This is a genomic window from Kouleothrix sp. 19917 (genome assembly GCF_057073505.1).
The window spans coordinates 5113267-5137705 of sequence record NZ_CP097099.1 but is presented as its reverse complement, the minus strand read 5'-3'; the positions used below and the strand labels follow the sequence as shown (position 1 = coordinate 5137705).

The 24439-nt window shown below is 64.8% G+C and carries 23 protein-coding genes; 12 read left to right on the top strand and 11 right to left on the bottom strand.

Annotated features, from left to right (window positions below; translation table 11 throughout):
* Positions 1 to 328 precede the first annotated feature (328 nt).
* From M1P90_RS20785 to M1P90_RS20745, 9 genes are all read left to right on the top strand, one after another.
* Positions 329 to 1366 (top strand): glycosyltransferase family 4 protein, encoded by a 1038-nt coding sequence (locus tag M1P90_RS20785; protein ID WP_483697210.1) that lies wholly within the window; start codon positions 329 to 331, stop codon positions 1364 to 1366.
* Between the two features lie 179 nt (positions 1367 to 1545).
* Positions 1546 to 2538, top strand: coding sequence for a DUF7847 domain-containing protein (locus M1P90_RS20780; protein ID WP_483697209.1), 993 nt, complete (start codon positions 1546 to 1548; stop codon positions 2536 to 2538).
* On the top strand, positions 2535 to 3485 hold the full coding sequence (locus M1P90_RS20775) for a DUF4129 domain-containing protein (protein ID WP_483697208.1): 951 nt from the start codon (positions 2535 to 2537) through the stop codon (positions 3483 to 3485). Before M1P90_RS20780 ends, M1P90_RS20775 begins: the two co-directional genes overlap by 4 nt.
* A 134-nt stretch (positions 3486 to 3619) precedes the next feature.
* A complete protein-coding gene (locus tag M1P90_RS20770) occupies positions 3620 to 4783 on the top strand; it encodes a DUF4350 domain-containing protein (RefSeq protein WP_483697206.1) in 1164 nt (387 codons plus the stop codon).
* A 353-nt stretch (positions 4784 to 5136) separates the two neighbouring features.
* Positions 5137 to 5991, top strand: a complete 855-nt coding sequence (locus tag M1P90_RS20765; RefSeq protein ID WP_483697205.1) for a hypothetical protein — start codon at positions 5137 to 5139, stop codon at positions 5989 to 5991.
* A complete protein-coding gene (locus M1P90_RS20760) occupies positions 5991 to 6959 on the top strand; it encodes a hypothetical protein (RefSeq protein WP_483697204.1) in 969 nt (322 codons plus the stop codon). Before M1P90_RS20765 ends, M1P90_RS20760 begins: the two co-directional genes overlap by 1 nt.
* A gap of 23 nt (positions 6960 to 6982) precedes the next feature.
* Positions 6983 to 7930 carry an AAA family ATPase gene (locus tag M1P90_RS20755; protein ID WP_483697203.1) on the top strand — a complete coding sequence of 316 codons (948 nt, stop codon included), beginning with the start codon at positions 6983 to 6985 and terminating at the stop codon, positions 7928 to 7930.
* Positions 7927 to 9504, top strand: coding sequence for a phospholipid carrier-dependent glycosyltransferase (locus tag M1P90_RS20750; RefSeq protein WP_483697202.1), 1578 nt, complete (start codon positions 7927 to 7929; stop codon positions 9502 to 9504). Before M1P90_RS20755 ends, M1P90_RS20750 begins: the two co-directional genes overlap by 4 nt.
* Positions 9501 to 10835: a DUF58 domain-containing protein gene (locus M1P90_RS20745; protein ID WP_483697201.1), complete on the top strand. Its 1335-nt coding sequence runs from the start codon at positions 9501 to 9503 to the stop codon at positions 10833 to 10835. Before M1P90_RS20750 ends, M1P90_RS20745 begins: the two co-directional genes overlap by 4 nt.
* Before the next feature lie 468 nt (positions 10836 to 11303).
* Here the strand turns inward: M1P90_RS20745 and M1P90_RS20740 are convergent, their stop codons facing one another.
* From M1P90_RS20740 to M1P90_RS20695, 10 genes are all read right to left on the bottom strand, one after another.
* Positions 11304 to 11930, bottom strand: coding sequence for a response regulator transcription factor (locus M1P90_RS20740; RefSeq protein WP_483697199.1), 627 nt, complete (start codon positions 11928 to 11930; stop codon positions 11304 to 11306).
* Positions 11931 to 12062: 132 nt separating this feature from the next.
* Positions 12063 to 13664: a sensor histidine kinase gene (locus M1P90_RS20735; protein ID WP_483697198.1), complete on the bottom strand. Its 1602-nt coding sequence runs from the start codon at positions 13662 to 13664 to the stop codon at positions 12063 to 12065.
* Positions 13665 to 13671: 7 nt separating this feature from the next.
* On the bottom strand, positions 13672 to 14076 hold the full coding sequence (locus M1P90_RS20730; protein ID WP_483697197.1) for a hotdog fold thioesterase: 405 nt from the start codon (positions 14074 to 14076) through the stop codon (positions 13672 to 13674).
* A gap of 809 nt (positions 14077 to 14885) precedes the next feature.
* Positions 14886 to 15353, bottom strand: a complete 468-nt coding sequence (locus M1P90_RS20725) for an ABA4-like family protein (protein WP_483697196.1) — start codon at positions 15351 to 15353, stop codon at positions 14886 to 14888.
* 37 nt (positions 15354 to 15390) lie between these two features.
* Entirely contained in the window at positions 15391 to 15648 is a 258-nt protein-coding gene (locus M1P90_RS20720; protein ID WP_483697195.1) for a hypothetical protein, read from the bottom strand.
* 65 nt (positions 15649 to 15713) lie between these two features.
* Positions 15714 to 16706 (bottom strand): hypothetical protein, encoded by a 993-nt coding sequence (locus M1P90_RS20715; RefSeq protein ID WP_483697194.1) that lies wholly within the window; start codon positions 16704 to 16706, stop codon positions 15714 to 15716.
* A gap of 311 nt (positions 16707 to 17017) precedes the next feature.
* Complete coding sequence (locus M1P90_RS20710) at positions 17018 to 18073, bottom strand: alpha/beta fold hydrolase (protein ID WP_483697193.1); 1056 nt, start codon at positions 18071 to 18073, stop codon at positions 17018 to 17020.
* Between the two features lie 35 nt (positions 18074 to 18108).
* The gene (locus M1P90_RS20705; protein ID WP_483697192.1) at positions 18109 to 18552 is read right to left on the bottom strand and encodes a hypothetical protein; all 444 of its coding nucleotides are present in this window, start codon (positions 18550 to 18552) and stop codon (positions 18109 to 18111) included.
* A 559-nt stretch (positions 18553 to 19111) separates the two neighbouring features.
* Positions 19112 to 19324: a hypothetical protein gene (locus M1P90_RS20700; RefSeq protein ID WP_483697191.1), complete on the bottom strand. Its 213-nt coding sequence runs from the start codon at positions 19322 to 19324 to the stop codon at positions 19112 to 19114.
* Between the two features lie 131 nt (positions 19325 to 19455).
* Positions 19456 to 20730, bottom strand: a complete 1275-nt coding sequence (locus M1P90_RS20695; protein ID WP_483697190.1) for a glycosyltransferase family 4 protein — start codon at positions 20728 to 20730, stop codon at positions 19456 to 19458.
* A gap of 368 nt (positions 20731 to 21098) precedes the next feature.
* Here M1P90_RS20695 and M1P90_RS20690 point away from each other — a divergent pair, with 368 nt between their 5' ends.
* From M1P90_RS20690 to M1P90_RS20680, 3 genes are all read left to right on the top strand, one after another.
* Positions 21099 to 21674: a sigma-70 family RNA polymerase sigma factor gene (locus M1P90_RS20690; protein WP_483697189.1), complete on the top strand. Its 576-nt coding sequence runs from the start codon at positions 21099 to 21101 to the stop codon at positions 21672 to 21674.
* A gap of 119 nt (positions 21675 to 21793) precedes the next feature.
* Positions 21794 to 22651: an anti-sigma factor gene (locus M1P90_RS20685; RefSeq protein WP_483697188.1), complete on the top strand. Its 858-nt coding sequence runs from the start codon at positions 21794 to 21796 to the stop codon at positions 22649 to 22651.
* A gap of 44 nt (positions 22652 to 22695) precedes the next feature.
* Positions 22696 to 23265, top strand: a complete 570-nt coding sequence (locus M1P90_RS20680) for a DUF7282 domain-containing protein (protein WP_483697187.1) — start codon at positions 22696 to 22698, stop codon at positions 23263 to 23265.
* A 113-nt stretch (positions 23266 to 23378) separates the two neighbouring features.
* On the opposite strand, the gene M1P90_RS20675 is transcribed toward M1P90_RS20680, so the two are convergent.
* Positions 23379 to 24404 (bottom strand): dihydroorotate dehydrogenase-like protein, encoded by a 1026-nt coding sequence (locus M1P90_RS20675; RefSeq protein ID WP_483697186.1) that lies wholly within the window; start codon positions 24402 to 24404, stop codon positions 23379 to 23381.
* Positions 24405 to 24439 lie beyond the last annotated feature (35 nt).

Below are 24439 nucleotides of genomic sequence, written 5' to 3'. Positions count from 1 at the left end.
CGGAGAAGTCAGTCGTCAGGATTCAGAAGTCAGAATATTCCTGGCTTTGTGAAGCCTTCGCGAAAGATCAAAGTAGCTCAAGGCATCTGCAAGAAGACATGGCAAACGCGCCATGTCTTTTTGTTTCTGTGCACGCACATTTGCACCTCGCCGCATTCTGTGGCACGATCCGCGCAGCAGCGGTGGGCAGTCGGCAGTCGGCAGTCGGCAGTCGGCAGTCGGCAGTCGGCAGTCGGCGCTTCCAACCTGCAACCTTCAAACCTGCTAACCGGCAACCTGTAACCTTCGATTCGAACCTGTTAACCTGTAACCCGGTTGAAAGGCCGCTATGCCCAAACGTATCCTGATCTGCGCCACGCAGGTGCCCTTTGTGCGCGGTGGCGCCGAGCTGCTGGTCGAGGGCCTGCGCGACGCCCTGCGCGCCGTCGGCCACAGCGTCGACGTGGTGAGCCTGCCGTTTGCGTGGCAACCCCACGAGCGCATTGCCGAGTCGGCGCTGGCGTGGCGGCTGCTCGACCTGACGCACGTGAACGCCGTGCCGGTCGACCAGGTGATCTGCACGAAATTCCCCTCCTACGCCGTGCGCCACCCGCGCAAAGTCGTGTGGCTGGTGCACCAGCACCGCCAGGCCTACGACTGGTATGGCACGCCGTGGAGCGATTTCGCCAACACGCCCGACGATCGCGCCGCGCGCGAGCAGCTGCTGCGGATCGACCGGCAGATGCTGGGCGAGGCCGAGCGCCGCTTCACGATCTCGCGCAATGTGGGCGAGCGATTGCGGCGCTTCAATGGCCTCGACAGCGCGCCACTGTACCCGCCCAGCCGCTACGCCGGGCAACTGCGCGCCGGCCCCTACGGCGACTACCTGCTTTCCGACGCGCGCCTCGACGCCGCCAAGCGCCTCGATCTGCTTCTTCGCGCTTTGGCGCGCACCAATCGGCCGCTGCGCTGCGTTTGTATAAGCACAGGCCCCGAGCGCGAACGGCTCGAACGGCTGGCTGGCGAGCTTGGCCTGGGCGGGCGGGTTGAATGGCGCGGCTTTGTGCCCGACGCCGAGCTGATTGACCTGTACGCCGGGGCGCGCGCCGTATATTATGCGCCATTCGACGAAGATTATGGCTTTACCACCGTGCAGGCACTCGCCGCCGCGCGCCCGGTTGTGACCACCAGCGATGCGGGGGGCGTGCTGGAGTTTGTGGACGACGGGGTGAATGGCTGCGTGTGCGCGCCCGAACCCAACGCAATTGCCGCGCAGCTCGACCGGCTGTGGGGCGATGATGGTCTGGCGGCGCGTTTGGGCGCGGCCGGGCCGGCGCGTGTGGCGGGCATCGGCTGGGAAAGCGTGCTCGACGCGCTGGTGCTGTAACGTGTGCGCATGAACGCGAAGCGTAGAGGTTTGGGGGCGATGCGAAAATCCCTTCCTCGTTTCTGCATCGCTTTCCTGATATTGCACCAGGCCAGCAATAGCGCGCCAGTTTGCCCGCCGCGCCGCGCACCTGCTATAATCGCGCTGCTGCCCGGCAGCAGAACAGGAATGATATTCGTATGGAACAAGCACCCCCGGCGCTTCCGCAGCTGCGCCCCATGTCGCTTGGCGATATGTTTGACGCGGCGTTTCGGCTGTATCGGCGCTATTTCCTCACCTTTATTGGTATCGCGGCGCTGCTGCAGGTGCCGATTGCCATTCTGCAGATACTGCTGCAGCTCAGCGTTGGCAGCAGTTTCCTCACAAACTGGATGCGCGTCGTCAGTCGCCCCGGCTCATCTGGCAGCAACCCGTTCGAAAACCTCCCGGTCGGCCAGATGATCGCGTACTTTGGCCTGCTTTTTGTGCTGGGGATTGTGCAGGTGCTGCTGGTGCAAAGCCTGATGACGGGCGCGCTGGCGAATGCGGTGGCGCGCGCCTACACTGGCCGGCCGGTTTCAATCATCGACGCCTACCGCATTGGCTGGCGGCGCTTCTTTGCGCTGGTGGGCGCGGCGCTGGCGACCTTTCTGGTGGGCGTGGTGGTGCTGGGTGGGCTGGCCGGCTGCGCGTTTGGCGCGGGCTTTCTGCTGCTGCGCAGCGGCAATGAGAATGCGGGCATCCTGGCTGGCGCGCTGATCGCGGTCGTGGCATTTGGGATGTTTGGTGTGCTATTCCTGGCCGGCATGTTCTTCTACACGCGCCTGCTGCTCACCACCCAGGCAATTGTGCTCGAAGGCCAGGGCCCACTGGCCGGGCTGGCGCGCAGCTGGCAGCTGACGAAAGGCGCGTTCTGGCGCGCGCTGGCGATCCTGGTGCTGATGTCGATTCTGGCCTATATCATCGCTGGCATTCCTGCGACTGTAATCAGCTTTGCGCTGCAATTGCTCAGCGCGGGCGACCTGACGGCGGTGATGCGCAATCAGGCGATCGTCTCGGGCATCACCGTGCTTGGGCAGGTGATTGTCATCCCGCTGCAATTCGTGATCTTTACGCTTCTGTACTACGATCTGCGCATGCGCAAAGAAGGCTACGACCTTGAGCTGATGGCGCAGCAGGCGGCGACGGTATGATCGGGGCGCGCAACCATGCGCCCTTCTGGCTGCTTGCCTGCTGCTGCATGGCGCTGCTGTGTGCTGCTCCCGCCCGCGCCCAAAGCGCCCCGCCCGACCTGCCGACCTACACGGGCTGGCTGCGCGAAGCCTACGCGGCCGCACAGCGCGGCGACCGGCTGGGGCTGGAAGATGCGGCGGCGCGGCTGGAAGCAGCGGTGCGCGTGCGCCTGCCCGACGGCACCGACGTGCCGGCCGACAACTCCTGGCTGCGCGCGGCGCTGGATGTTCCCGCGCCCGACATGGCCGCGATTGGCGCGCGCCTGGGCGCGGTGCTCGATGCCCTGGCCCTGCCCGATAGCGCCGCCCCGCCCGACGCCCGCGCGCGCTTGCAGGATATTCTTGCCAAACCGCCCTTTGCTGAAAATGCCAGCAGCGAGAACGGCTGGTGGCAGGCATTTTGGAATTGGGTGGGTCGCGTGCTGGAAGCCCTGTTCCGCCCGGTTGGGCGCGCGGTGTCGGTGGCGGGCGAGCCGACGGCGTGGGTATTTGCGATTGGCGGCGGCATTCTGCTGCTGCTGGTGATCATCTACGTGCTGCGCGGGCTGCGCCGCAATGTTGTGCGTGCGGCCGAGGCCAGCGACGACCCCGAGGCACACTTGACGGCCAGCACCGCGCTGGAGCAGGCTGGCGGGCTGGCGCGCGGCGGCGACTACCGCACTGCCGTGCGCTACCTGTACCTGTCGGCGCTGCTCCGGCTGGATGAGCGCAACATCCTGCGCTACGACCGCGCGCTGACCAACCGCGAGTATCTTGAGCGTGTGCGCGAGAACCCGGCGCTGCGCGCCCAGCTTGGCGCGGTGGTGGAAACCTTCGACCGGGTGTGGTACGGGCACCTGCCGCTCGACGCCGCGACTTTCGCAAATTACGAACGGCAAGTGGAAAAGCTGCGCTCGGAAAATTTCTAGTACGTCTCTGTAAATATTTACCACCAAGACACCAAGACACCAAGAGATTTGTAGTGGTATGCGAACCTGATGCCTGGCGCTTATCCAATTTGATCATAGAACTCAGCACTTAGCATTCAGCACTCAACACTCGTATGAAGAATCGCCGCGACATTCTTATTATTGTTGGGCTGTTTCTCGCGCTGATCCTGTTCATCGCGTTTGGGCCGGCGCGCCGCCCGCCCGCCAGCACCCTGCCCGACGCAACCACGCACTCCAGTGCGCCCGAAGGCGCGCAGGCGCTGTACACCTGGGCGCGCGCGCTTGGCTACGATGCGCGGCGGCTGGAATATCGCGACTTTGGGCTGGATGAGCAGGACGCGGCGCTGGTGATCCTGAACCCCAACGAGGCGATCAGTCGCACGCAGGCGCGGGGCGTGCGCGAGTGGCTCGAACGCGGCGGCACGCTGGTGATGGCGCTCGACCGCAACGCGCTGTTTGGCCCGCAAAACGCGCTGCTGGACGAATTGCAGTTCGACACCGCCGTGTACACTGGCACCGCGAGCATTGCCGAGGCCGCGCCCGCACAGCCCGCGCTCGATCAGCCGCCGCTGCAAAGTGCCCCGGTACAGGCCAGCCGCGTGCTGGTGCCGCTGCGCGACGACTATGTGGCGCTGCTGGGCGCGCCCGGCGCGCTGGTGGTGGCGGGCATCAAGGTCGGCAGCGGCTACGCCTACCTGAGCACCAGCACCGTTCCATTCAGCAATGCCGGCCTGCGCGACGAATCGAACGCGGCGCTGGTGCTGAATATGCTGCGGCGCGTGCCACCGGGCGGGCGCATCCTGTTCGATGAATTTCACCACGGCTTTTTCACGCCGCCCAGCACGCGCACGATTGTGTTTGGCAGTCCGTGGGGCTGGGCGGCGGCCTACGCCGTGCTGGTGCTGGGCATGTACTTCGCGCTGGGCGGGCGGCGCTTTGGCCGGCCGGTGCCGCTGCGCGAAGAAGTGGTGCGCCGCAGCAGCGCCGAGTATGTAGAAAGCATGGCCGGCCTGTTCCTGCGTGGCGGCAAGCGCGCCTTTGTTCTGAATCACTACCGCGACGCCTTTAAGCGCCGGATCGCGCGCCGCGACGGCATCAACCCGCAGCTCAGCGACGCCGACTTCGTGCGCGAGCTGGCCCGCGCCCGCGAGATCGACGAGGCGGGCGTGCTGGCGCTGCTGGGCCGGTTGCGCGCCGAAAATCCCGGCGAAGCCGAGCTGGTGCGCGTGGTTGCCGACGCCGACACCCTGGCCGACGCAATTGCGCCGCGACGCTAGGGGCGGAATGGCGACCGAAATATTCACCGCAAAGAGCGCAAAGGACGCAGAGGGTTGTAAGTTGAAGGTTTGCAGGTTTGCAGGTTGCAGGTTGCAGGTTTGCACGTTTGCAGGTTGCAGGTTGCTGGCAGGCCCAATCCCAAAACCCCAGACCCTAAACCCTCGTGTGGTTCTCGGTTCTGTAGTTCTTGGTTCTGTGGTTCTGTGGTTCTGTGGTTCTTCTCGCCCTTCGTGTCTTCGTGCCTTCGTGGTTCCGTTCTTCGGCCCTTGGTGTCTTGGTGTCTTGGTGGTTACGGTTCTGTGGTTCTGTGGTTCTGTGGTTCTGTGGTTCTTGGCCCCGCCCGGAGGCGTGAATGTTTGACCTGCTCTTTCCTGGCCGCAAAGAAATCGAGGCGCTGCTCAAGCGCGTGGGCGAAAACCCGCTGTTAGCCGCGCTGCTCATGATCAGCCCGCTCGACGCTTTTCGGCTGCTGAACGTCATGCCGCAGTTTCTGGCCGAGCTGCTGGTGCCTTCGTCGGGCGAAGATGCGCCGCTGGCCGAGGCGCTCGTGCAGGCGCTGCGCGCCGGGCGCACCACGCTCGACCAGCCGCAGGTGATTATTACGCCGCCACCGCCCGATGCGGTTCCTGCGCCGGCCGAGGCTGCCACGCCCACACAGCCAGCCGAAACCGCCGCCCCGCCCGCGCTGACGCTCCAGATCGCCGCGCCGACCTTGCAGCGCGCCTTGCAGCTGTATGCGAAAAGCAATTTCCAGGGCAAAGAATTTGTGTTCCCGGCGCAAAGCTGGATGGACGTAACCACGCGTGGCGAAAGCATTTCTCTGGCATTGGAAAGTGGCCGCGCGCGGATTGTGGCGCGCTTGCAGGGCACCATGGCCTTGAAGCTCGGCGGCATGCAGTTCGACCTGAAATCGCAGAATGTGAGTTTCCCAATCGAGGTGAATGTGCTGGCCGCGCTGCGCGTCGATGCGCAGAACCAGCTGTTTGTGCAGGTGACCGACGGCCTGGTGAGCGTTGGCAGCACGCCCCTGCCCGCACGCATCGCGAAAGATCTGGTGGCGAAGATCACCGCGCTGATTGGCAGCATCCCGCTGGCGCAGATCCCCGCCAGCTTCGAGATCCCGGGCGACCCGCCCGCCACACTGGCACTGCGCCCGCGCCCCATCACCATCGCCGCTGATGGCGTGCGCCTGGAATTCGACCTGTGATGGCGCGCTGGCTCGAAGCGATCCAGCCGATCCTTGCGATTCTGGACGAAGGGCTGAGCCTGTACCGGCGCAACTTTCTGGGCTTTGTGCTGATCACTATGAGCTGGTGCGTGCCAACAATCATTGCAATTGGGCTGCTGGCGGTGGGCATTTCGTGGGCCGAAAGCGTGTGGCCGCTGCTGCTGGGCGCGCTGGCGCTGCTGGCGGTCTTTCCGCTCAGCATCTACCTGGTGGGCGGGCTTTCGCGCGCGGCGGCTGCCGCTGCCGATGGGCGGCCGGTGCGGTTGCGCGAGGCGCTGGCCATCCACCCGCTGCGCGCCACCGGCATGGGCTGTTTCACGCTGGTCTATTGGGTGCTGGCGCAGGTGGCGACTTCGTTTATGAGCCTGCTGTGCGTGTGCCCACTCTATATCGCGGGCTTTGCGCTGGCGGGTCTGCTGGCCGGCGGCGCGGGCGCGGCGGGCGCGGCCCCGGCTGGCATTCTGATCGTCGCGGTGATGCTGGGCGGGCTATATGGCTCGCTGATGCTTTCGGGCGCGAGTGGCAGCGGCCTGTTCTATGGCTTGCAGCCGTGGGTGCAGGAAGGCTTGCCGTTTGGCGCAAGCGTGCAGCGCAGCATCGAGCTGATCGTGTTTCGCTTTCCGCGCAATCTGCTGGCGTGGCTGCTGAGCGCGCTCTTGCTGGCTGCCGCCGGCATCTCGGTGATGGCAACCGTTGGCGCGCTGCTGCCGCTGCCGCTGTTCTACGCGCTGGGTAATGAATCACCGCTGGCGCAGGCGCTGGCGAGCGGGGCGTGGCTGCTCGGACTGATGCTGGTGCTGCCGCCGCTGCCGATCTGGATGGCGCTGCTGTACCGGCGCAACCGCGCGCAGTTCGAGGGCGCCGACCTGGCGGAAAAAGTTCGGGAATGGGAGAAGGATTCAGGAGGCAGGAATCAGCTGCCAACTCTTCTGACTCCTGAATCCTGACTTCTGAATACTGAAGGAATTCTATGCTGACACAAGATATCGCCACGCGCATTCGCGCCGAAGCCGGCAAGGTGCTGGTCGGGCAGGACGAGCCGTTTACGCACCTGCTGATTGCGCTGCTGAGCGGCGGCCATGTGCTGCTGGAAGGCGTGCCCGGCACCGCGAAGACGCTGATGGCCAAAACGCTGGCCGCGCTGACGCAGGCCGAGTTCAAGCGCGTGCAGTTCACGCCCGACCTGATGCCCTCCGACGTGATTGGCACGCAGGTGTTCGAGATGGGTAGCGGCGCGTTTCACCTGCGGCGCGGCCCAATCTTCACCAGCGTGCTGCTGGGCGACGAGATCAACCGCGCGCCAGCCAAAACCCAGAGCGCGCTGCTCGAAGCGATGGAGGAGCGGCAGGTCACGATCGAGGGCCAGCGCCTGCCGCTGCCCGAGCCGTTTTTCGTGATTGCGACGCAGAACCCGGTTGAGTACGAAGGCACCTACCCACTGCCCGAGGCGCAGCTGGATCGCTTTCTGTTCAAGGTGCTGGTGGATTACGCGCCGCAGGATGTGGAAATTGAGGTGCTGCGGCGCTACCACGCGGGCTTCGATGCGCGCCGGCTCGAGGCCGCGCAGCTTACGCCCGCAATCACACCCGCGGGGCTGGCCGAGTGCCGCGCCGAGATCGGTGGCGTGCAGGTGGACGATGGCATTCTGAAGTATATCACCGACATTGCGCAGGCCAGCCGCAAAAGCCTCGACCTGCTGCTGGGCGGGTCGCCGCGCGCCTCGATTGGCCTGCTGCTGGCCGCCAAAACGTGGGCGGCGATGCAGGGGCGCAGCTTTGTAGTGCCCGACGACGTGAAGTTCCTGGTGCGGCCAGTGTATCGCCACCGCATCATTCTCAAGCCCGAGGCCGAGATCGAGGGCCTGAACGCCGACACCGCCATGACGCGCATTCTGGCAAAGGTGGAGGTGCCGCGGTGATAGCGAACCAGCGCCCGAACGGCTCGCGCGCGCTGCCGCAGCGCCTCGGCGCGGGCATATCGCCGCTTGGGCTGGAATACCTTGCCATAGCGGTGGTGGCTGTTCTTGCGCTTGGCTTGCGCGTGTATCGCCTGGCTGGCAATCCGCTCTGGCTCGACGAGTTTTACGGCTTCCAGCTCGGCCAGCGTGGCATTGGCGCGATCTTCGAAAACAGCCTGGCCGACCCACACCCGCCGCTGTTTTACCTGATTGAGTGGGCGGCGGCGGGCTTTGGCGCATTTCGCAACGCGTGGGCATGGCGCTGGCTGGTAGTGGCGGCTGGAACGGCGACTGTGCTGATTACCTACTGGCTGGCGCGGCGTCAGGAAGTGGGCCGGCTGGCCGCGCTGCTGGCTTGCGCGCTGTTTGCGCTGTGCCCAACGCACATCTATTTCAGCCAGGAAGCCCGCTCACCCGCGCTGACGCTGTGCGTGTGCACGATCACAACGCTGCTCATGTGGCGCATTCGCGAGCGCCCGCAGGAAGCGCGCCGCTGGCTGGCGTTCGTGGCGCTGTCGCTGTTTGGCATGTACGCCGATTATGAGTACATTTTTGCGCTTGGCCCGCAGCTCGTTTACCTCTTTGCGGTGCTGCGCCTGTATCGTCCCACAGCATTCTACGGCAGCATTATTGCGCTGTGCATCGTGCCACTGGCCTTTCTCGCCAGCCGGTCGGTCATGGGGTCGCTCAAAATCGCTGCCAGCGACCCGATCCGCATCGAGCAGGTCATTCAGTCACTGCTGGGCGGCGATTTTGTGCGCTATGGAGTGCACTGGACACACGCATGGCTGGCTGGCGCAACTGGCTTGCTGATTGCGCTGGGCATCTGGCACGCCTGCCGGCGCGGCACCCTTGTTTCGGCAGGCTACTATGTGCTGCAAATCGCCCTGCCGCTGGCGGTGTATTTTGGCTTTCTTGCGCCAGTGCTGCACATGCAGCTGCTGCTCAGCGAGGCGAAAAACTTCATTGTGCTGCTGCCCGCAATGTTTGTGCTGGCTGCGCAGGGCATTCAGCTGATTGGCGATTGGGTGTGGGGCAGCGCAGTGCTGCGCGCGCCGGTTCGTATGTTCCTGGGAATTGCGCTGGCTGCGCTGCTCGCTGGTTCGGCCTATGCAAGTGTGCTGAATCTCCAGCGCTACTGGAGCACCACGAAAAGCCCGGAAGGGTTGGTGGCGCTTGAATTGCGCGAGCGCATGCAGCCGGGCGATGCGGTAATCACGCAGCACTACTCACTTGATGCAGCGGTCGATTTTTACGTTCCCAATGCCGAACTCTATTCCCGCCCGCGCGCCGATGCGGGCAGCTATCTCTTTGGGAAATCGACTTCGATCTTGCACATCCAGCCGCCATACACAGCGACGATTCCGCTTGATGCTGTGCTCGCGCAGCACCCGCGTGTCTGGCTGCTCGCGCTGGCTCCTGGCGATTCGAAACTTGCGAAACGACTGCGCCAATTGTGCAGTGCCGGCCCGCTCGAGCCGCGTGGCCCGTTTGTGATGCAGCTTTTGGGCAATTGCGCGGGTGGTGCGCAATGATCCCAACCTTCCGCCTGCTGCTGTTTCTGCTGCTTGGCGCGCTGCTGGTTGCTGGCGTGGCTTTTGCGCCCGCGCTCGTGTGGCTGGCGCTGGCCTATACGCTGGCCGTCGGCGCGCTGGTGGCGATTGATTATGTCGTTTCGCCCAAGCCCGGCGAGCTGGAGATCGAGCGGATCAACGACAGCAAGCTCTCGCTGGGGGCGGCGAACCTCGTGACGCTGCTGGTGGCGAACCGCAGCGCGCGCCCGATCAACTTCCAGCTGCGCGACGAGTTCCCATTCCAGTTCGAATCCGACGCGGTGACGCTGGCGGGCGCGGCTGCGCCATACGACATCCACGAGGCGCGCTACCACCTGCGCCCGCTCCAGCGCGGCGATTACGCCTTTGGCGACATCAACCTGCGCTACACGAGCACGCTCAAAACCTTTGTGCGCCAGGCGCGCTACCCCGCCGCCGCGCCGGTGAAGGTCTACCCCAACGTGCTCGATGTGCGCAAATACGACCTGATGGCGCGCAAGGGCCTGCTGTTCGAGCTTGGCTTGCGGGCGGCGCGCGTGTATGGCCAGGGCAATGAGTTCGAGCGGCTGCGTGAATACAACACCGACGACGAGTTCCGCCGCATTAACTGGAAGGCGACGGCGCGGCGCGGCAAGCCGATTGCCGCCGAGTACGAAACCGAGCGCAGCCAGTATGTGATGAGCGTGATCGACACGGGCCGCCTGATGCGCCCGCCCGTGGGCGACCCCGCCAGCGATGGCGGGCCGGGGCTCGCCAAGCTCGATTTCGCGATCAACACGGCTCTGCTGCTTTCCTACGTGGCAACGCTGAAGGGCGACCATGTGGGTCTGCTGACCTTTGCCGATGATGTGCGCACCTACCTCGCACCCCGGCGTGGCAAGGGGCAGTTTTATCGCATGCTCGAAGCGCTCTACAACGTGCAGTTCGAGCCGGTCGAGGCCGACTACTCGCAGGCGCTGACCTACCTCGACCTGAAGCACAAGCGCCGCTCGCTGGTGGTGGTGTTCACCGACCTTGTGACGCTCGACGCGGCGCGCCCGCTGATTGCGCAGATGGCGCGGCTGGCGCGCAGGCACCTGCCGCTCTGCGTCGTCATCTCCGACCCGAACTTCACGCGCCTGGCCGCGCAGCCGCCACGCGACTCGGGCGCGATCTACCAGCGCGCCGTGGCCGAGATGCTGCTCGACGAGCGGCGCGTGGTGCTCGACACGCTGAACCGCAATGGCGTGCTGACGATTGATGTGCCCGCCGACCAGCTGACGGTGAGTGTGATCAACAAGTATCTGGAATTAAAGGGGCGCGGGGCGATTTAGAATTCGGTTGGAAGGTTTGCAGATTGCGGGTTCGAAGGTTTGCAGGTTGCAGGTTGCGAAGATTGAACCGCAAAGAACGCGAAGGGCGCAAAGAATTGCAAGTTTCGGGTTTGAAAGTTGCAAGTTTGCAGGTTGCGAAATTGAAACGCAGAGGCGCAGAGAGCACGGAGGGTTGCGGGTTGGGGAGGGTTACAGGTTCGACCGACGACTATTAGCGTCCTGAGTGCGGCGTCAGCCGCGTATCGAAGGGCGCGGACAGTTGCAAGTTTCGGGTTTGAAGGTTTGAAAGTTGCACGTTGTCAGGTTGCAGGGCTGAAAGTTCAGCGGTTCTCGTGTCTCGTGTCCCGGTTCTCGGTTTTGCAGTTCTTCTTGACCTTCGTGTCTTCGTGCCTTCGTGGTTCCGTTCTTCGGTTCTGCGGTTCTCCGCTCTCACAACTCAACACTCAGCACTCAACACTTAACACTTCTTCACAGGCTAATCAGCCCCTGGCGCACGGCCAGGCTCACGGCTTCGGTGCGGTTGGTTGCGCCAAGCTTGCTCAGGATGTTCTGGACGTGCACTTTGGCCGTGCGCGGCGCAATCGAGAGCAGCGTGGCGATCTCGGCATTGCTGCGTCCCTGCCCCACCAGCGTCAGCACCTCCAGCTCGCGCGGTGTGAGCGCCTCGGGGCCGCCCGTGCTCACGCCCACCACCAGCCGCGCCGCCACCGTGGGCGCAAGCAGCGTCTGGCCCGCGTGCACGCTGCGAATTGCGCCAAGCAGCTCATCCACCGAGGCGTCTTTCAGCAGGTAGCCCTTGGCCCCGGCGCGCAGCGCCTTGAAAATAAACTCGTCGGTGGCGTAGGTGGTGAGCACCAGAATGTGCGCGTCGGGCGCAAGCTCGCGGATGCGCCGCGTGGCCTCGGGGCCGTCGATCACCGGCATTTGCAGATCCATCAGCACCACGTCGGGGCGCAGGCGCGCAAACAAATCAATCGCTTCCTGGCCGTTGGCCGCCTCGCCAACGATTGCGATCTCTGGCTCGTCTTCCAGCACGGCGCGCAAGCCCTCGCGCACAATCCGCTGGTCCTCAACAATCAAAATTGATATTGGCATAGATGTCTCGTTTAGATAATCCACAGATTTCGCAGATGGCGCAGAATTCAACCAAAGTCGCGTTTGCTCGCTACGCACTACGCACTATGATGCGGGAGCGGAGTGCGTAGTGCGTAGAAAACTGACGGCATTTTAGCGCGCTGGCGCGATGGTGACGGTGATCTGCGTGCCGGCGTCGGGCGCGCTTTCGACCTGCAGGGTGCCGCCGGCCAGCCGGGCGCGCTCGCGCAGGCTCAGCAGGCCGAAGCCGCTGCCATTTTCGCCGGTAACCGGTGCTTCGGGCGCGAAGCCCACGCCGTCGTCGCGCACCTGCACGCGCAGGCCATTCGCGTCATTCTCCGAAACGACCTGCACCTGCTGGGCGCGGGCGTGCTTTTCGACGTTCTGGAGCGCTTCCTGCACGATGCGCAGCACCTGCGCCGCCGCCGCATGATCGAGTGTGGGCGCGCCGCCGTGGTGCTCGTAGCAGGCCGCCAGCCCGGTGCGTTCGGCAAAGCGCGTGGTCATGTCATCGAGCGCGGCGCTCAGGCCCGCGCCATCCACCAGCGGCGCGGCCAGCGTCCACACACTGCGGCGCACATCTTCCAGCGCGTCGCGGGCCAGCTCGTGCGCGCGGCCAATGCGCGCCCGTGCGCGGGCGGGGTCGCGCTCGAAGCTGCGCCCGGCCGCCTCGAGCTGCATGGTCACCGCTGTTAGGCCCTGCGCGATGGTGTCGTGCAGCTCGCGGGCGAGGCGGTTGCGCTCGGCCAGCGTGGCGGAAAGCCGCGCCTGCTCGTAGAGCCGCGCATTCTCGATTGCCACGGCGGCGGCGTCGGCAAAGGGTTGCAGAAGCTGGACGCTGCCGCCCGTGAATGGCGCGCCAGCCGCAGCCCGCAGCTCCAGCATGCCAATCGTCGCGTCTTTGAACACCAGCGGCAGCGCCATATGCTCGTCGCCCTGCGCCAGCAGCGGGCCGCCCCCGTCGGGCGCGCTGTGATCGGGCGGGGCAGCAGCGGCCAGGCGCATCTCGTCTTCGTCGTCGGCGTCGTCGAGCCAGACGCGCGCCCAGGCGGCGTGGGCCAGCGCGCGGCCAGCCTCGGCCACCTGCCCGAGCACGGTGGCAAGCTCAAGGTCACGCGTGAGCGTGGCGGTGATCGCGGCCAGCTGCGCAAGGTAATCGCGCTGGCTCGCCAGGTCGGCGGCGAGGCGGCTGGCCTCGTTGCGGGCGGCCATTTGCTGGCGCGACACACGCACAAATGCGTAGATGAAGGTCATAAACGTACCATAGCCAAAGGTTGGGAAGAGCATTGCCGGGGCGTAGAGCTGCCCGCTCAGCGCGACGCCGAGGTTCATCAGGCCCAGCAGCCACAGGCCCACCAGCGCCACGCGCCCGGGCGGGTAAACCAGCGCGGCCTGCACCAGCAGTGGGACAAAGATGATCGGCTGAAGAAAGGACTCGGCCATTTGCGCCTGGATGGCGCAGCACACCACGCTCAGCACCAGCAGGTAGGCCCACAGATGCTGCCACAGCCAGATCCTGATGCTGCTGTGTATAACCAAAATCAGCAGCAGCGCGACATAGATCGCCAGCAGGACGACATACAGCGCCGGGTCGTGAATCGCGCCGCCGTTCGTTGCCAGCAGCAGCAGCGAGGGCAGCAGGCCGGCCACCAGCCCCGCGCCCAGCATCGACTGGCCGAAATCGACGTAGCCAAGCTCGGGCGGGCGTGTGAATGGCGAGAGCAGCGCGTTCATGCGTTTGCTACATCCCCTGCGGCGCAACAACGGCAAGCGTGCAGCGCGAAATGCACACCAGCTTGTCGCTTTCGTCCACGATCCGAACCTCCCAGATCTGCGTGGTCTGCCCGACATGCAGGGGCGTGCCAATGGCGCGCAGCATGCCGTCGCGGCGCGAGCGCACGTGGTTGGCGTTGATCTCCAGCCCGAACACGGCTTTGCCGGGCGGCGCGTTCAGCATGCCGCCAATGCTCGCCACTGTTTCGGCCAGGGCGACGGATGCGCCGCCGTGGAGGTAGCCAAAGGGCTGGTGGTGGGCGGGGGTGACGGGCATGCTAATCACAACGCGCTCGGGCGCGGCCTCGACGACCTCCATGCCCAGGGTTTTGCCAAGCCACTCGCGGTCGAGCATCGATGCAGCCAAATCCATCGCGGGGTTCTCCTCTCGGGCGCGGGCGGCCACCCCGCCGCGCTGGCGCTATTATACGCCCGACCAGCGAGGGATTTACGATTGACGATTTACGATTTGCGATTGGGGCGAACGACGAAGTATTCACCGCAGAGGCGCGAAGGGCGCAGAGCGTGAGACACGAGACACGAGACGACCAAAACGTTCACCACAGAGACACAGAGGCACGGAGGGTTGCGGGTTTGAATGTTTGCAGGTTGCACGTTAGAATTGTTCAACTTTCAAACCTATAACTTGCCAAAAGGTACTTTACCCCTTTCACCCTTTCACCCCGTCATCTTGGCACCCTTTCACCCCTTCGCGCTGCCGACTGCCCATTGCCGTGGCTCACCCTTCACCATGCATCCGTTCTTAGTACAAGCGCACAAACACAATGTACATCTGCACACCTGCAAAGTACAGGTGCATGAACACAACGTACACATGCGCAAATGCACTGTATAGCTGCACGAACACAAAGTACAGCTGCATGTCTTTATTGTACAGGTGCGTCAGGACATAGTGCCGCTGCAGGCATACAAAGTACAGCTGCGTGAACACAAAGTATGGTTGCGTGCATTTGTGGTGCAGCCGTACTGCGTGTTACAGCATATAAACTCTGCCTACTACCGATGAATAAATAATTTACCGCAGAGGCGCAAAGGGCGCGGAGTGCAAGACGCGAGACGTGAAATGCAAGACATGAGACGCGAGACACAAGATACGAGATGCAAGACACCAGCATTGTCTTTCGCCCTGTCATCGTGTCATCATGTCACCCTTTCACCTCTTCACCCGCTCACCCTTTCGCCCGCCACTGACTGGCGTCCTTCCCCCGCGCGCTGCCCGCCACGCGCAAGCGCACGCGCCGCGAGGTAGAGCAGAAAGCCAATCGGCCCGAGCATGAGCGTGGCGAACAGGATGGGTGCCATAAGCCACGCGCTCACCCCGCGCTCCTGGCTGTCGAGGTAGGCCCAGCGCCCCACAAACAGGTCGAATGCCAGGAAGTGCAGCCAGCCCAGGGTTGCGCCGGCCGGAGTGCCGAGCAGGGCAGCCACGCCGCCGAGCTGCGGGTTCATAACTGCGGGCAGCAACTCGGCCAGGCGCGGGATGGCCAGCGCGGCGTAGACGAGCGCGGGCGCGGCAGCCACCCACGGCGAGCGCAGGATCTGCTGGGTGACGCGCCAGCGCGGCAGGGCGATCATGAGCAGCCAGAAGGGCATGACCAGCAGGCTGCTCAGCGAAAAGAGTGTTTCCATTGCGCTTCTCCTGTGTACAAGGGTAGCCACCCGGGCTTCAGCGGTTGCGGCCAATAAGCACCAGCCCGACAATAACGAGCGCCACGCCCGCCAGCATCGCCGGCCCATTATTTCCACCATACCCGGCTAACTCCCGCCCGACGGCGGCATAGAGCGGCAGCAGCGATTTTAAGGCAATCGCTAGCGGCCAGATTAGCCAGAGTGCCCAGAACGGGAAGTGGCGGCGGGCGCGGCGCTCACCTTCGAGCGAGATGGTGCTGCCGTCGTAGGCGTGGCGATGTTTGGAATGGCACATAGCAAAGCTCCTTGATGAGTGCGCGCCGGCCCGGCGAACGTTACACTGGGCCGGCGCGCAGCCAATTACATGTCGGTGGCGCGCTCGCGGATGCGCAGGGCCAGCGCGCCAGCCAGCACGGTTGGGCCGAGCCAGGCGGCCGCCGCTATGAGTGTGGTGGCATCGGGCGCGACAAGCGGCTGGCCGCGCAGCGCCTGCCAAGTGACCAGCCCGATCAGGCCGAGGTAGCTCGCTGCGCCAAGCCACACCAGCGCCAGCCGCCGCCGAGCGCCCAGTGCCGTTTGCGTCAGCAGCAGGCCAAGCAGCGGCAGTATTTGCAGCGCATGCAGGCCGATGAAGTGGCCAATGCGCAAATCGCCGCCGGTGATGCTCCAGCCGGTGATTGGCATGCCCGGCCCGCCGTCGGCCACGCCGACGCTGTGCGCGCCGATCACCGGGACGTGCGCGCCGGTTTGGAACTGGGCCATCTGCGCCGCGTTTGGGCTGGTCATCAGGAAGCCCAGGCCCGCGCCAACCAGCGTCAGCAGCAGGCCGAGCCGCAGCGCCCAGGCGAAAGCGCGGTCGGGCAGGGGCTGCCGAAGGAGCAGAATTGTGGCGATGAGCTGTATGAGCCACAGCATCATGATCATGGCACCCATGGCGCCAAACATTGCCGTGTCGAAGCTGGTGGCATTGTTGAAGTGGCTGGTGGTGCCGCGCAGCACCTGCGCGATGATGATCGCCATTTCGGCAAACAAAATCGCCAGCGACGCGCCCGACACCAGGCGCACCCAGAAGCGCCGACCCTGCACGAAATTGAGCACCCAGATCAGCGTGAACGAGTAGATGCTGATCGAGACTGCGAACTTAAACGGCTTGAGCCAGGCCGGCGCGCCCGTGATGGTGCGCGGGTCGAAGATCAGGCCCAGCGCGCTGACGACGAGCGTCACAAGCATGAGCACGCCGAGCAGCGTGAGCGAGCGGTTGGTGGCGTATGCGCGGCGGAGCGCGCCAAGCGGGCGGAATTGCGCTATGCGCGCCAGCCCGGTGGGTGATGATTGGGCGGTTTGCTGAAGCATCGCAACAGTCTCCTTACGTGTGTTTGGTCTGTTGCTATGGTAGAGCGTGGGCAGGCGCGGCGCATCGTCTTTCGTCGTTAGCTTTTCCGCGCATGGGGACGAGCGACGGGGTATGCCGAAAGGACTAGGGGATTTACGATTGACGATTTGCGATTGACGATTGGGGGCTGCTCAGAAGGAACGAAAAGTTAATCACGGAGGCACGGAGACACGGAGGTTTTGCAGTTGCGGGTTGAAGGTTGAAGGTTTGCAAGTTCGCAGGCTGAAACGAGCGCAACTTTCAACGTTCAAACCTGCAACTCGCCAACTGCCTACGCTGCCAGCCAGTCCGCAATGGCGGGCCAGATCTGGCGCTGGGCGCGGCTGCCGCCCATCAGGCCCACATGCCCGCCCGGCACAACGTCGAGCCGCCGCTCGGCGCTCGATACCAGGGCCATCAGGTTAGCGGCGCACTCGCGTGGCACGATGTGATCCTGTGCGGCGATGACATTCAGCAGCGGCACGCGGATGTTCGCCAGGTCGGCGTGGCGGCCGCGCACCACCAGCTCGCCGCGCGCCAGCTTGTTCGCGCGGATGAAATCGTTCACCCACTGGCGAAAGGCCGCCCCGGCGAAGGGCACGCCATCGTGCACCCAGCGATGCATGGCCTGCCAGCCCTCCACGGCGGCCGGGTCGTCGGCGCGATCCCACAGGCTGGCGTACACGCTCACATAATTCTCCACCGGCTTGAGCATCTTCGAGCCAAACTCGATCAGGCCGGGCGGCACATTGCCAAACGCCTCGACCACGCGCTCCACATCGAAGTGCTGCGGGTCGAGCCACGCGCGGAAGCTGCTGGGCGTGCCGGCGTCGAAGTCGATGGCGGGGGCGAGCAGTGCCAGCCGGCGCAGCGGCGATTCGGGGAACAGCGCGGCGTAGAGCGTGGCGAGCGTGCCGCCAATGCAGTAGCCCAGCATGTCGAGCTGGCTGGCACCCGAGGCGCGCAGCACCTCGCGCGCGGCACGCGGCAGGTAGTTGGCGGCATAATCGTCGAAGCGGGTGTGGCGGTCTTCGCGGCCGGGCGCGCCCCAATCGAGCAGAAAGACATCGAAGCCACGATCGCGCATCAGCTCGATGAAGCTGCGCCCCGGCAGCAGGTCGAAGATATACGGTTTATTGATCAGCGCGTACACCAGCAGCAGCGGCGTGGGCTGGCGCTGCGCAGGCGGCAGCGTGGGCGTGTAGCGAAACAGTTGCACCGGCCCAAGCGACCAGACCAGCGTGCGGGGCGTGCGGCCAACCGCCACGCGGTCGGCTTCCAGCGCGAGCCGGGCGGTTTTGCCGGCGTGGCGCAGCAGGGCCTCAACTGTTTTGCGCAGATCGCTCATGGCTGGTGTTGTAGCAGCCCACGGTAACAGGCCGGTTACGCCGCGAAGGCGCGTTCTTCCACAAACAGTGTGGTGTGGTGGCGGCGCGGCGGCCGGCTGGCCAGAAACATATCGAAGCCGCCAGCCGGCACGGGCAGCGCGGCCTGACGCTCGCCCATCATCGCATCGATCCAGTCTTCGTGCAAGTCGTCGTCGTACAGCTCGTCGTCGGGGAAGGATTCGCGGAAGGCGCTCTGCCACCAGGTTGTGCTGAGCGCGGGCTCAAGCGGGCGGCGCTGCGCATCGTAGACATAAATCGCGTCGATCACCGCGTAGCTGCCCGCGCCATTGCGCTCGGCGGTGGTGACAACCTCGATGCGCTCGGCGCGTGGGCCGTAGATGTCGCGCGCGTAGCCCACATACTCGCGCCAGGTTTCAAATGCGCGGAATTCCTGCACAAACGTTTGGAGCTCGGTCTCGGTCATTCCTCGGTATGGCATACTCGGTTCCCCCATCAGAATGCGCTCGATCGTGGCTTGGTCGCTGTGTGTTGGCGCTTGAATTGTAGCACAAATGTGCGTCATGTAACGTCACAGGCTGTGCCGGCGCGGCGGCTCCAACGCCGTGCGTACGCAGGTGGGTAGGGGGAAGTGCTGAGTGTTGAGTGCTGAGTTTTTAGTGGGCTATGAACCGAGAACCACGGGACCGCAGAACCAAGAACCGAGAGCCAAGAACCGTAACCACGAAGGTACGAAGACACGAAGGGCGAGAAGAACCACGGAACCACAGAACTAAACAGTCGGCAGTCGGCAGTGGGCAGTCGGCAGTCGGCAGTTGGCAGTCGGCAGTCGGCAGTGGGCAGTCGGCAGGTGGGCAGTCGGCAGTCGGCAGTCGGCAGTCGGCAGTCGGCAGTCGGCAGTGGGCAGTTAGCAGTGGGCGGTGGGCAGTTAGCAGTCGGCAGTTAGCAGTGGGCAGTCGGCAGTTAGCAGTGGGCAGCCGGCAGTGGGCAGTCGGCAGTCGGCAGTCGGCAGTGGGCGGTGGGCAGTCGGCAGTTAGCAGTTAGCAGTTGGTAGTTGGCAGTCGGCAGTTGGCAGTTGGCAGTCGGCAGTCGGCAGTCGGCAGTGGGCGGTGGGCAGTCGGCGGTGGGCAGTCGGCAGTCGGCAGTCGGCAGTCGGCAGTCGGCAGTCGGCAGTCGGCAGTTGGCAGTGGGCGGTGGGCAGTGGGCAGCCGGCATCCTGAGTAGCGGCGCAGCCGCGTATCGAAGGGTGCCATATCCCCGTGCTCTTTCGCTCTTTGCGGTGAATACTTCGGCAAGCAGAGCAACCTGGAACTCTCAAACGTTTAAACCTGCAACCGTCAAAATCTCCGCGCCCTTTGCGCCTCTGCGGTTCATTTTTCGGTCGTCAGTCGTCGCCCGCCAGCATGCGCTTGTACTCGGCCAGGGTTGCCCGCGCCACCACCGGCCAGTCGAAGGTGCTGCGCACAATCTCCACGCTGGCTGCGCCCCATTCCGGCCACTGCGCCCGGGCGGCGAGCGCGGCGGCCAGCTTCGCCGCCAGGTCGTTCACATCGCCGGGGCGCACCAGAAAGCCATTTCGCCCATTGAACACCTTGTCGGGGATGCCGCCCGCCGCCGAAGCCACCACCGGCTTGCGGTGGATCATCGCCTCAAGCGTCACCAGCGACGAGCCTTCGTACAAGGTTGGATGCACAAACAGGTCGATCTCTTCGTACAGGCTGTGCAGCTCGTTGTCGGTCAGCTTGCCCACAAAGGTCACGTGCTCAGCAATGCCCAGCTGACGTACCTGCGCCTCCAGCGCGGCGCGCTCTTTGCCCTGCCCCACTAGCAGCCAGCGCCAGCGCGGCGGCAGCTGCGGGCGCAGCCGGGCCAGCGCCTCGGCCAGGATGTGGTAGCCCTTGTTGCGCTCCAGCCGGCTGACGCTCAGCAGCACCAGGTCAGCTTCGTCAAGCCCGAGGCGCGCGCGCATCGCCGCCCGCAGGTCGTCGCGGGTCCAGGCCAGGCACTCGTCCACATCGATCGCGCTGGGGATCACCACCACGCGCGCCGGGTCGACGCCCAGGTAGTGCGGCAGGTCGCCGCGCGTGCAGGCATCGGTGGCAATCGCGCGGTCGGCGCTGCGCGTGCCGTAGGAGTAGAGCGCACGGAACGGGGCATAGGCCAGCCACTTGCGCCAGTCGGGCGTGCGGTATTCTTCCAGGCCGTGCGGGTTGGCAATAAACGGCACGCGCCGGAGCGCCGTGTCGCGGCGGCGCAGCCAGCCGTAGCCAAACGCGCACAGGCCCTGCGCGTGCACAACATCGTAGCTGCCCGCGCGCACCGCCGCCGCGACCTGCCGGCCAAGCTGCCAGGTGTACCACGGATAGTTGATCTGGCGGCCCAGGATCGAGTTCGGGCGCAGCAGTGGCGAAGTGTAGTCGTAGCGCAGGTGGCGCACCGCCAGCGCGCCGCCGCCCGCCGCCATCGCCGCCGCAAGCTCCTCGCTGACCAGCGGCTGATCGTGGCTGGTTGCCGGCTGCACATACAGCGTGACATGCGTGCCCAGCCGCGCCAGGTGCGTCACAAGGTGAAAGACATGCCGCTCAATGCCGCCAAAGCCGTGCAGTGGAAACACTACGCGGGCCAGCATCGCAACGCGGATCGGGTCAGGTAGGCTCATAGTGTCCAGTCGGCAGTTTGCAGTCGGCAGTTTGCAGTTGGCAGTTGGCGGTTGGCAGGTTGGCAGGTTGCAGGTTTGAATGTTGAGTTGGCAGTTGCAGGTTGAAAGGTTGCGAGTTTGAAGGTTGAGCCTGCTTCGCTCTGCAACCTGCAACCTTTCAACCTGTCACCCAAAAAAACTTTGCGCCCTCTGCGCTCTTTGCGGTGAATTATTCGGTCGTCGTTCGTCGTTCGTCGGTCGTCAGCCCCCGGCCGCGCATTGTAGCACACCCGCGCCGCCTTTCATTCCATGCTACAATACGGCCTCACACAGCCAGCACAACCCGGCCTACACCGCCGCGCATTCGGGCGCGGCAAGGAGCGGCGAGATTGGACGAGGCCATCACCGAGCCAGCCAGCATGAACGATGCTGATCTGGTGGCGCTGCTACAGAAGCAGCCCGCCGCTGGCATTGCCGTGCTGTACGATCGCTACAGCCGGCTGGTGTTTAGCATGGCGCTGCGCATTGTTGGCGATCGCGGCGCGGCAGAAGAAATCACGCAAGACGTGTTTATGCGCTGCTGGCGCTACCTCGACCGCTACCAGCCCGGGCAGGGCACGCTGGCAACCTGGCTGCTCTCGATCACCCACAACCGCGCCATCGACGAGCTGCGCAGCCGGCGCGGTACGGCCGCCCGCCGCGAGCTTTCCGACGATATTCTCCAGCCGCAGGCCGCAATCGACCCGGGCTACGACGAAGCGCTTCTGCGCAGCGAGGTGCGCGAAGCCCTGCGCGACCTGCCCGCCGCCCAGCGCGAAGTGGTCGAAATGGTCTTCTGGGCCGGCCTGACGCGCCGCGAAGTCGCCGACCACTTGCAGCTGCCGCTTGGCACGGTGCATACGCGCCTGCGCCTGGGCATGGATAAATTGCGCGAATCGTTGCGCCAATTGTTTGCCGACGAATAGAATCATTTCGCGCGCAGCAACGTAGATTCTCATGTGGGGAAGTGTGTTCCCCGCTCGAACTAAAGCTCATTCCGAGTCTGTTCGCCCCGCGAACGCTCGCACGGTAAAGAAGCACCGGCATGGCATCTGAACCAACAACAACGCTTTGTGACGATATGCAGCCCTGGCTGGCCGCCTACGCGCTTGGCGAGGCCGAGGCTGCGCCCGAGCAGCTGGCGCACCTTGCGGGCTGCCCGCACTGCCAGAGCGCGCTGGCCGAATATCGCGCCGTGGCCGGGCTGCTGGCCTACACCGCGCCCGAGCACGAGCCGCGCCCGGCCCTGCGCGCCCAAATCATCGCGAATGTCGAGCGCGCCGCCGCCGAGCAGGCCGCCCGCGCCCCGCTGCCCGCCCGCTTCGCTGAGCCAATCGTGCCGCCGCGCCGTCGCCGGCAGATCTTTTCGCCGGCGGCCTGGGCGGCATGCGCCTTTGCCGCGCTGGCCGTGATGATGCTCGGCTGGAACCTTTCGCTGCGCAGCCAGGTTTCCGATCAGGCCGCGCAGATCAGCTTCCACCGCCAAAGCTGGCAGACCATGGTCGCCCTGCTGAACGACAACACCCTGCACTGGTACCCTGTCGCCGGCGCGCAGGCCAACGGCCACGCATGGCTGGCCGAAGGTGGCGATGTCGTGTGCCTGGTGGCGCAGAAACTGCCGCCCCTGCCGGAAGGCCAGGCCTACCAGGTCTGGCTCGAAGGTGGCGCGCAAACCGTGAGTGGCGGTACCTTCCCGGCCCGCAACGGGAACGCCTGGGTTCTGGTAGAGCCGGGCGGGCCGATCAGCGCCTTCCAGCGCGTGTTTGTCACCGTCGAGCCAGCAGATGGCAGCGCCGCGCCCAGCGGCCCGGCCGTGCTGAGCGGCAGCCTTCAGGGCAGCGCAACACCCGCTGCCGACCGCTCGGAGCTGCAAAAAATCCTGGCTGCAACGTTTGATATATAAGCCCCGGAACGGTGTGGTTTCAGATTGGACATAAGGAGGAGCGAATGGTTCGCAGGATGCGTATCGCCGGAATGCTCGCCGCTTTGTTCGCGCTGCTGGTGATGGTGCCTGTGGTTGGCGCGGCCCCGGCCCGCCAGGCCACTGGCAAAGTCACCGCCAGCGACCAGCCGGTGGTCAGCAAGACCATCACCGTCGCGAATGTGACGGCTGGGCAGGATGGCTGGATTGTTGCGCACCTCGACGAGGGCGGCGCGCCGGGCAAAGTGCTGGGCCAGACGGCGGTGAAGAAAGGCGAAAACGCGAACGTCAAGATCACGCTGAGCGAGGACGTGCCGGTGGGTGGCAAGCTCTGGCCGATGCTGCATATCGACGCGGGCACGATTGGCACCTATGAGTTCCCCGGCGCCGACTCGCCTGTGATCGCGGCGAGTGGCAAGCCCGAGATGGTGCAGATCACCGTCACTGCTGCCACCGCAGAAGCCCCGGCGACCACAAGCGCGCCCTCGAACCTGCCGAAGACTGGCGGCGACGAAGGCGGCATGGGCTTGCTGATCGGCGCGCTGCTGCTCGTGCTGGCTGGCATGCTGCTGGTAGGCCGCACGCGCCGCGCATAAGGACGCCTTTCGGTCGGCTTGATTCTTCCACAGATGGCGCAGATTTCACAGATTATTTGGGTACGGCCCATATCTGTGAAATCTGCGCCATCTGTGGATTTTTATTTTCCGCCTTACGGCAGCTGCATGTCGAAGGAGTTCAGCACCTTCATGTAGTTCGCGCGCTCGAAGGCGGCTGGCTCAGCGACGGCGCGCTGGCTCATGCTGCCGCGCATCTGCTCGATCGACTCGTACTCGTGCTCGATCATCCAGGCCCGCAGGTCGGCCAGCACGTCGCGGATGCGGTAGATGCCGTGCGCCAGCAGCTCGGATGTCATCATTGCCACGTTTGCGCCGGCCATCATCGCCTTCAGCACATCCTGTGCGCTGTGCACGCCGCTGGTGAGCGCAAGGTCGAGCGGCACGCGCCCGTAGAGCATGGCGATCCAGCTCAGCGGCAGGCGCAGATCCTGCGAGGTGCTGAGCGTCAGGTTCGGCACCACCTCCAGGCGCTCCAGGTCGAAATCGGGCTGGTAGAAGCGATTGAACATCACAAGCGCGTCGGCACCCGCATCTGCAAAGCGCCGCGCCATATGCGGCAGCGCAGTGAAGAAGGGGCTGATCTTCAGCGCGAGCGGGATTCGCACACAGGCGCGCACGCTGCGCACCAGCTCGACATAGCTCGCTTCCAGCTCGGCGCTGCTGAGCGTGGGGTCGGTCGGCAAGTAGTAGATATTCAGCTCCAGCGCGTCGGCCCCGGCCTCCTGCATGCGCAGCGCATAGTCGATCCAGCCGCCATTCGAAACGCCATTCAGGCTGGCGATCACCGGGATGTTCACCGATTGCTTGACGCGGTGCAGGTGCTCCAGGTACGGTTCCGGCCCGATGTTGTAGTGCGCCATGTCGGGGAAATAGCTCAGCGCCTCGCCGTAGTGGTCGGTGCCGCGCGTCAGGTAGTGATCCAGCTCGCGGCTCTCGTGGGTGATCTGCTCCTCGAACAGCGAGTAGAGCACAATCGCGCCCGCGCCGGCATCCTCGATCCGCCTGACCAGATCGAGCTTTTTGGAAAGCGGCGATGCCGACGCGACGATCGGGTTTTCGAGCGTGAAGCCGAGGTAGCTGGTACTGAGGTCGACTTTATCAGGGAAAACTTCGTTCATTATCTGGCTCCTCGTTGAGGTTACACGAGGTTGCA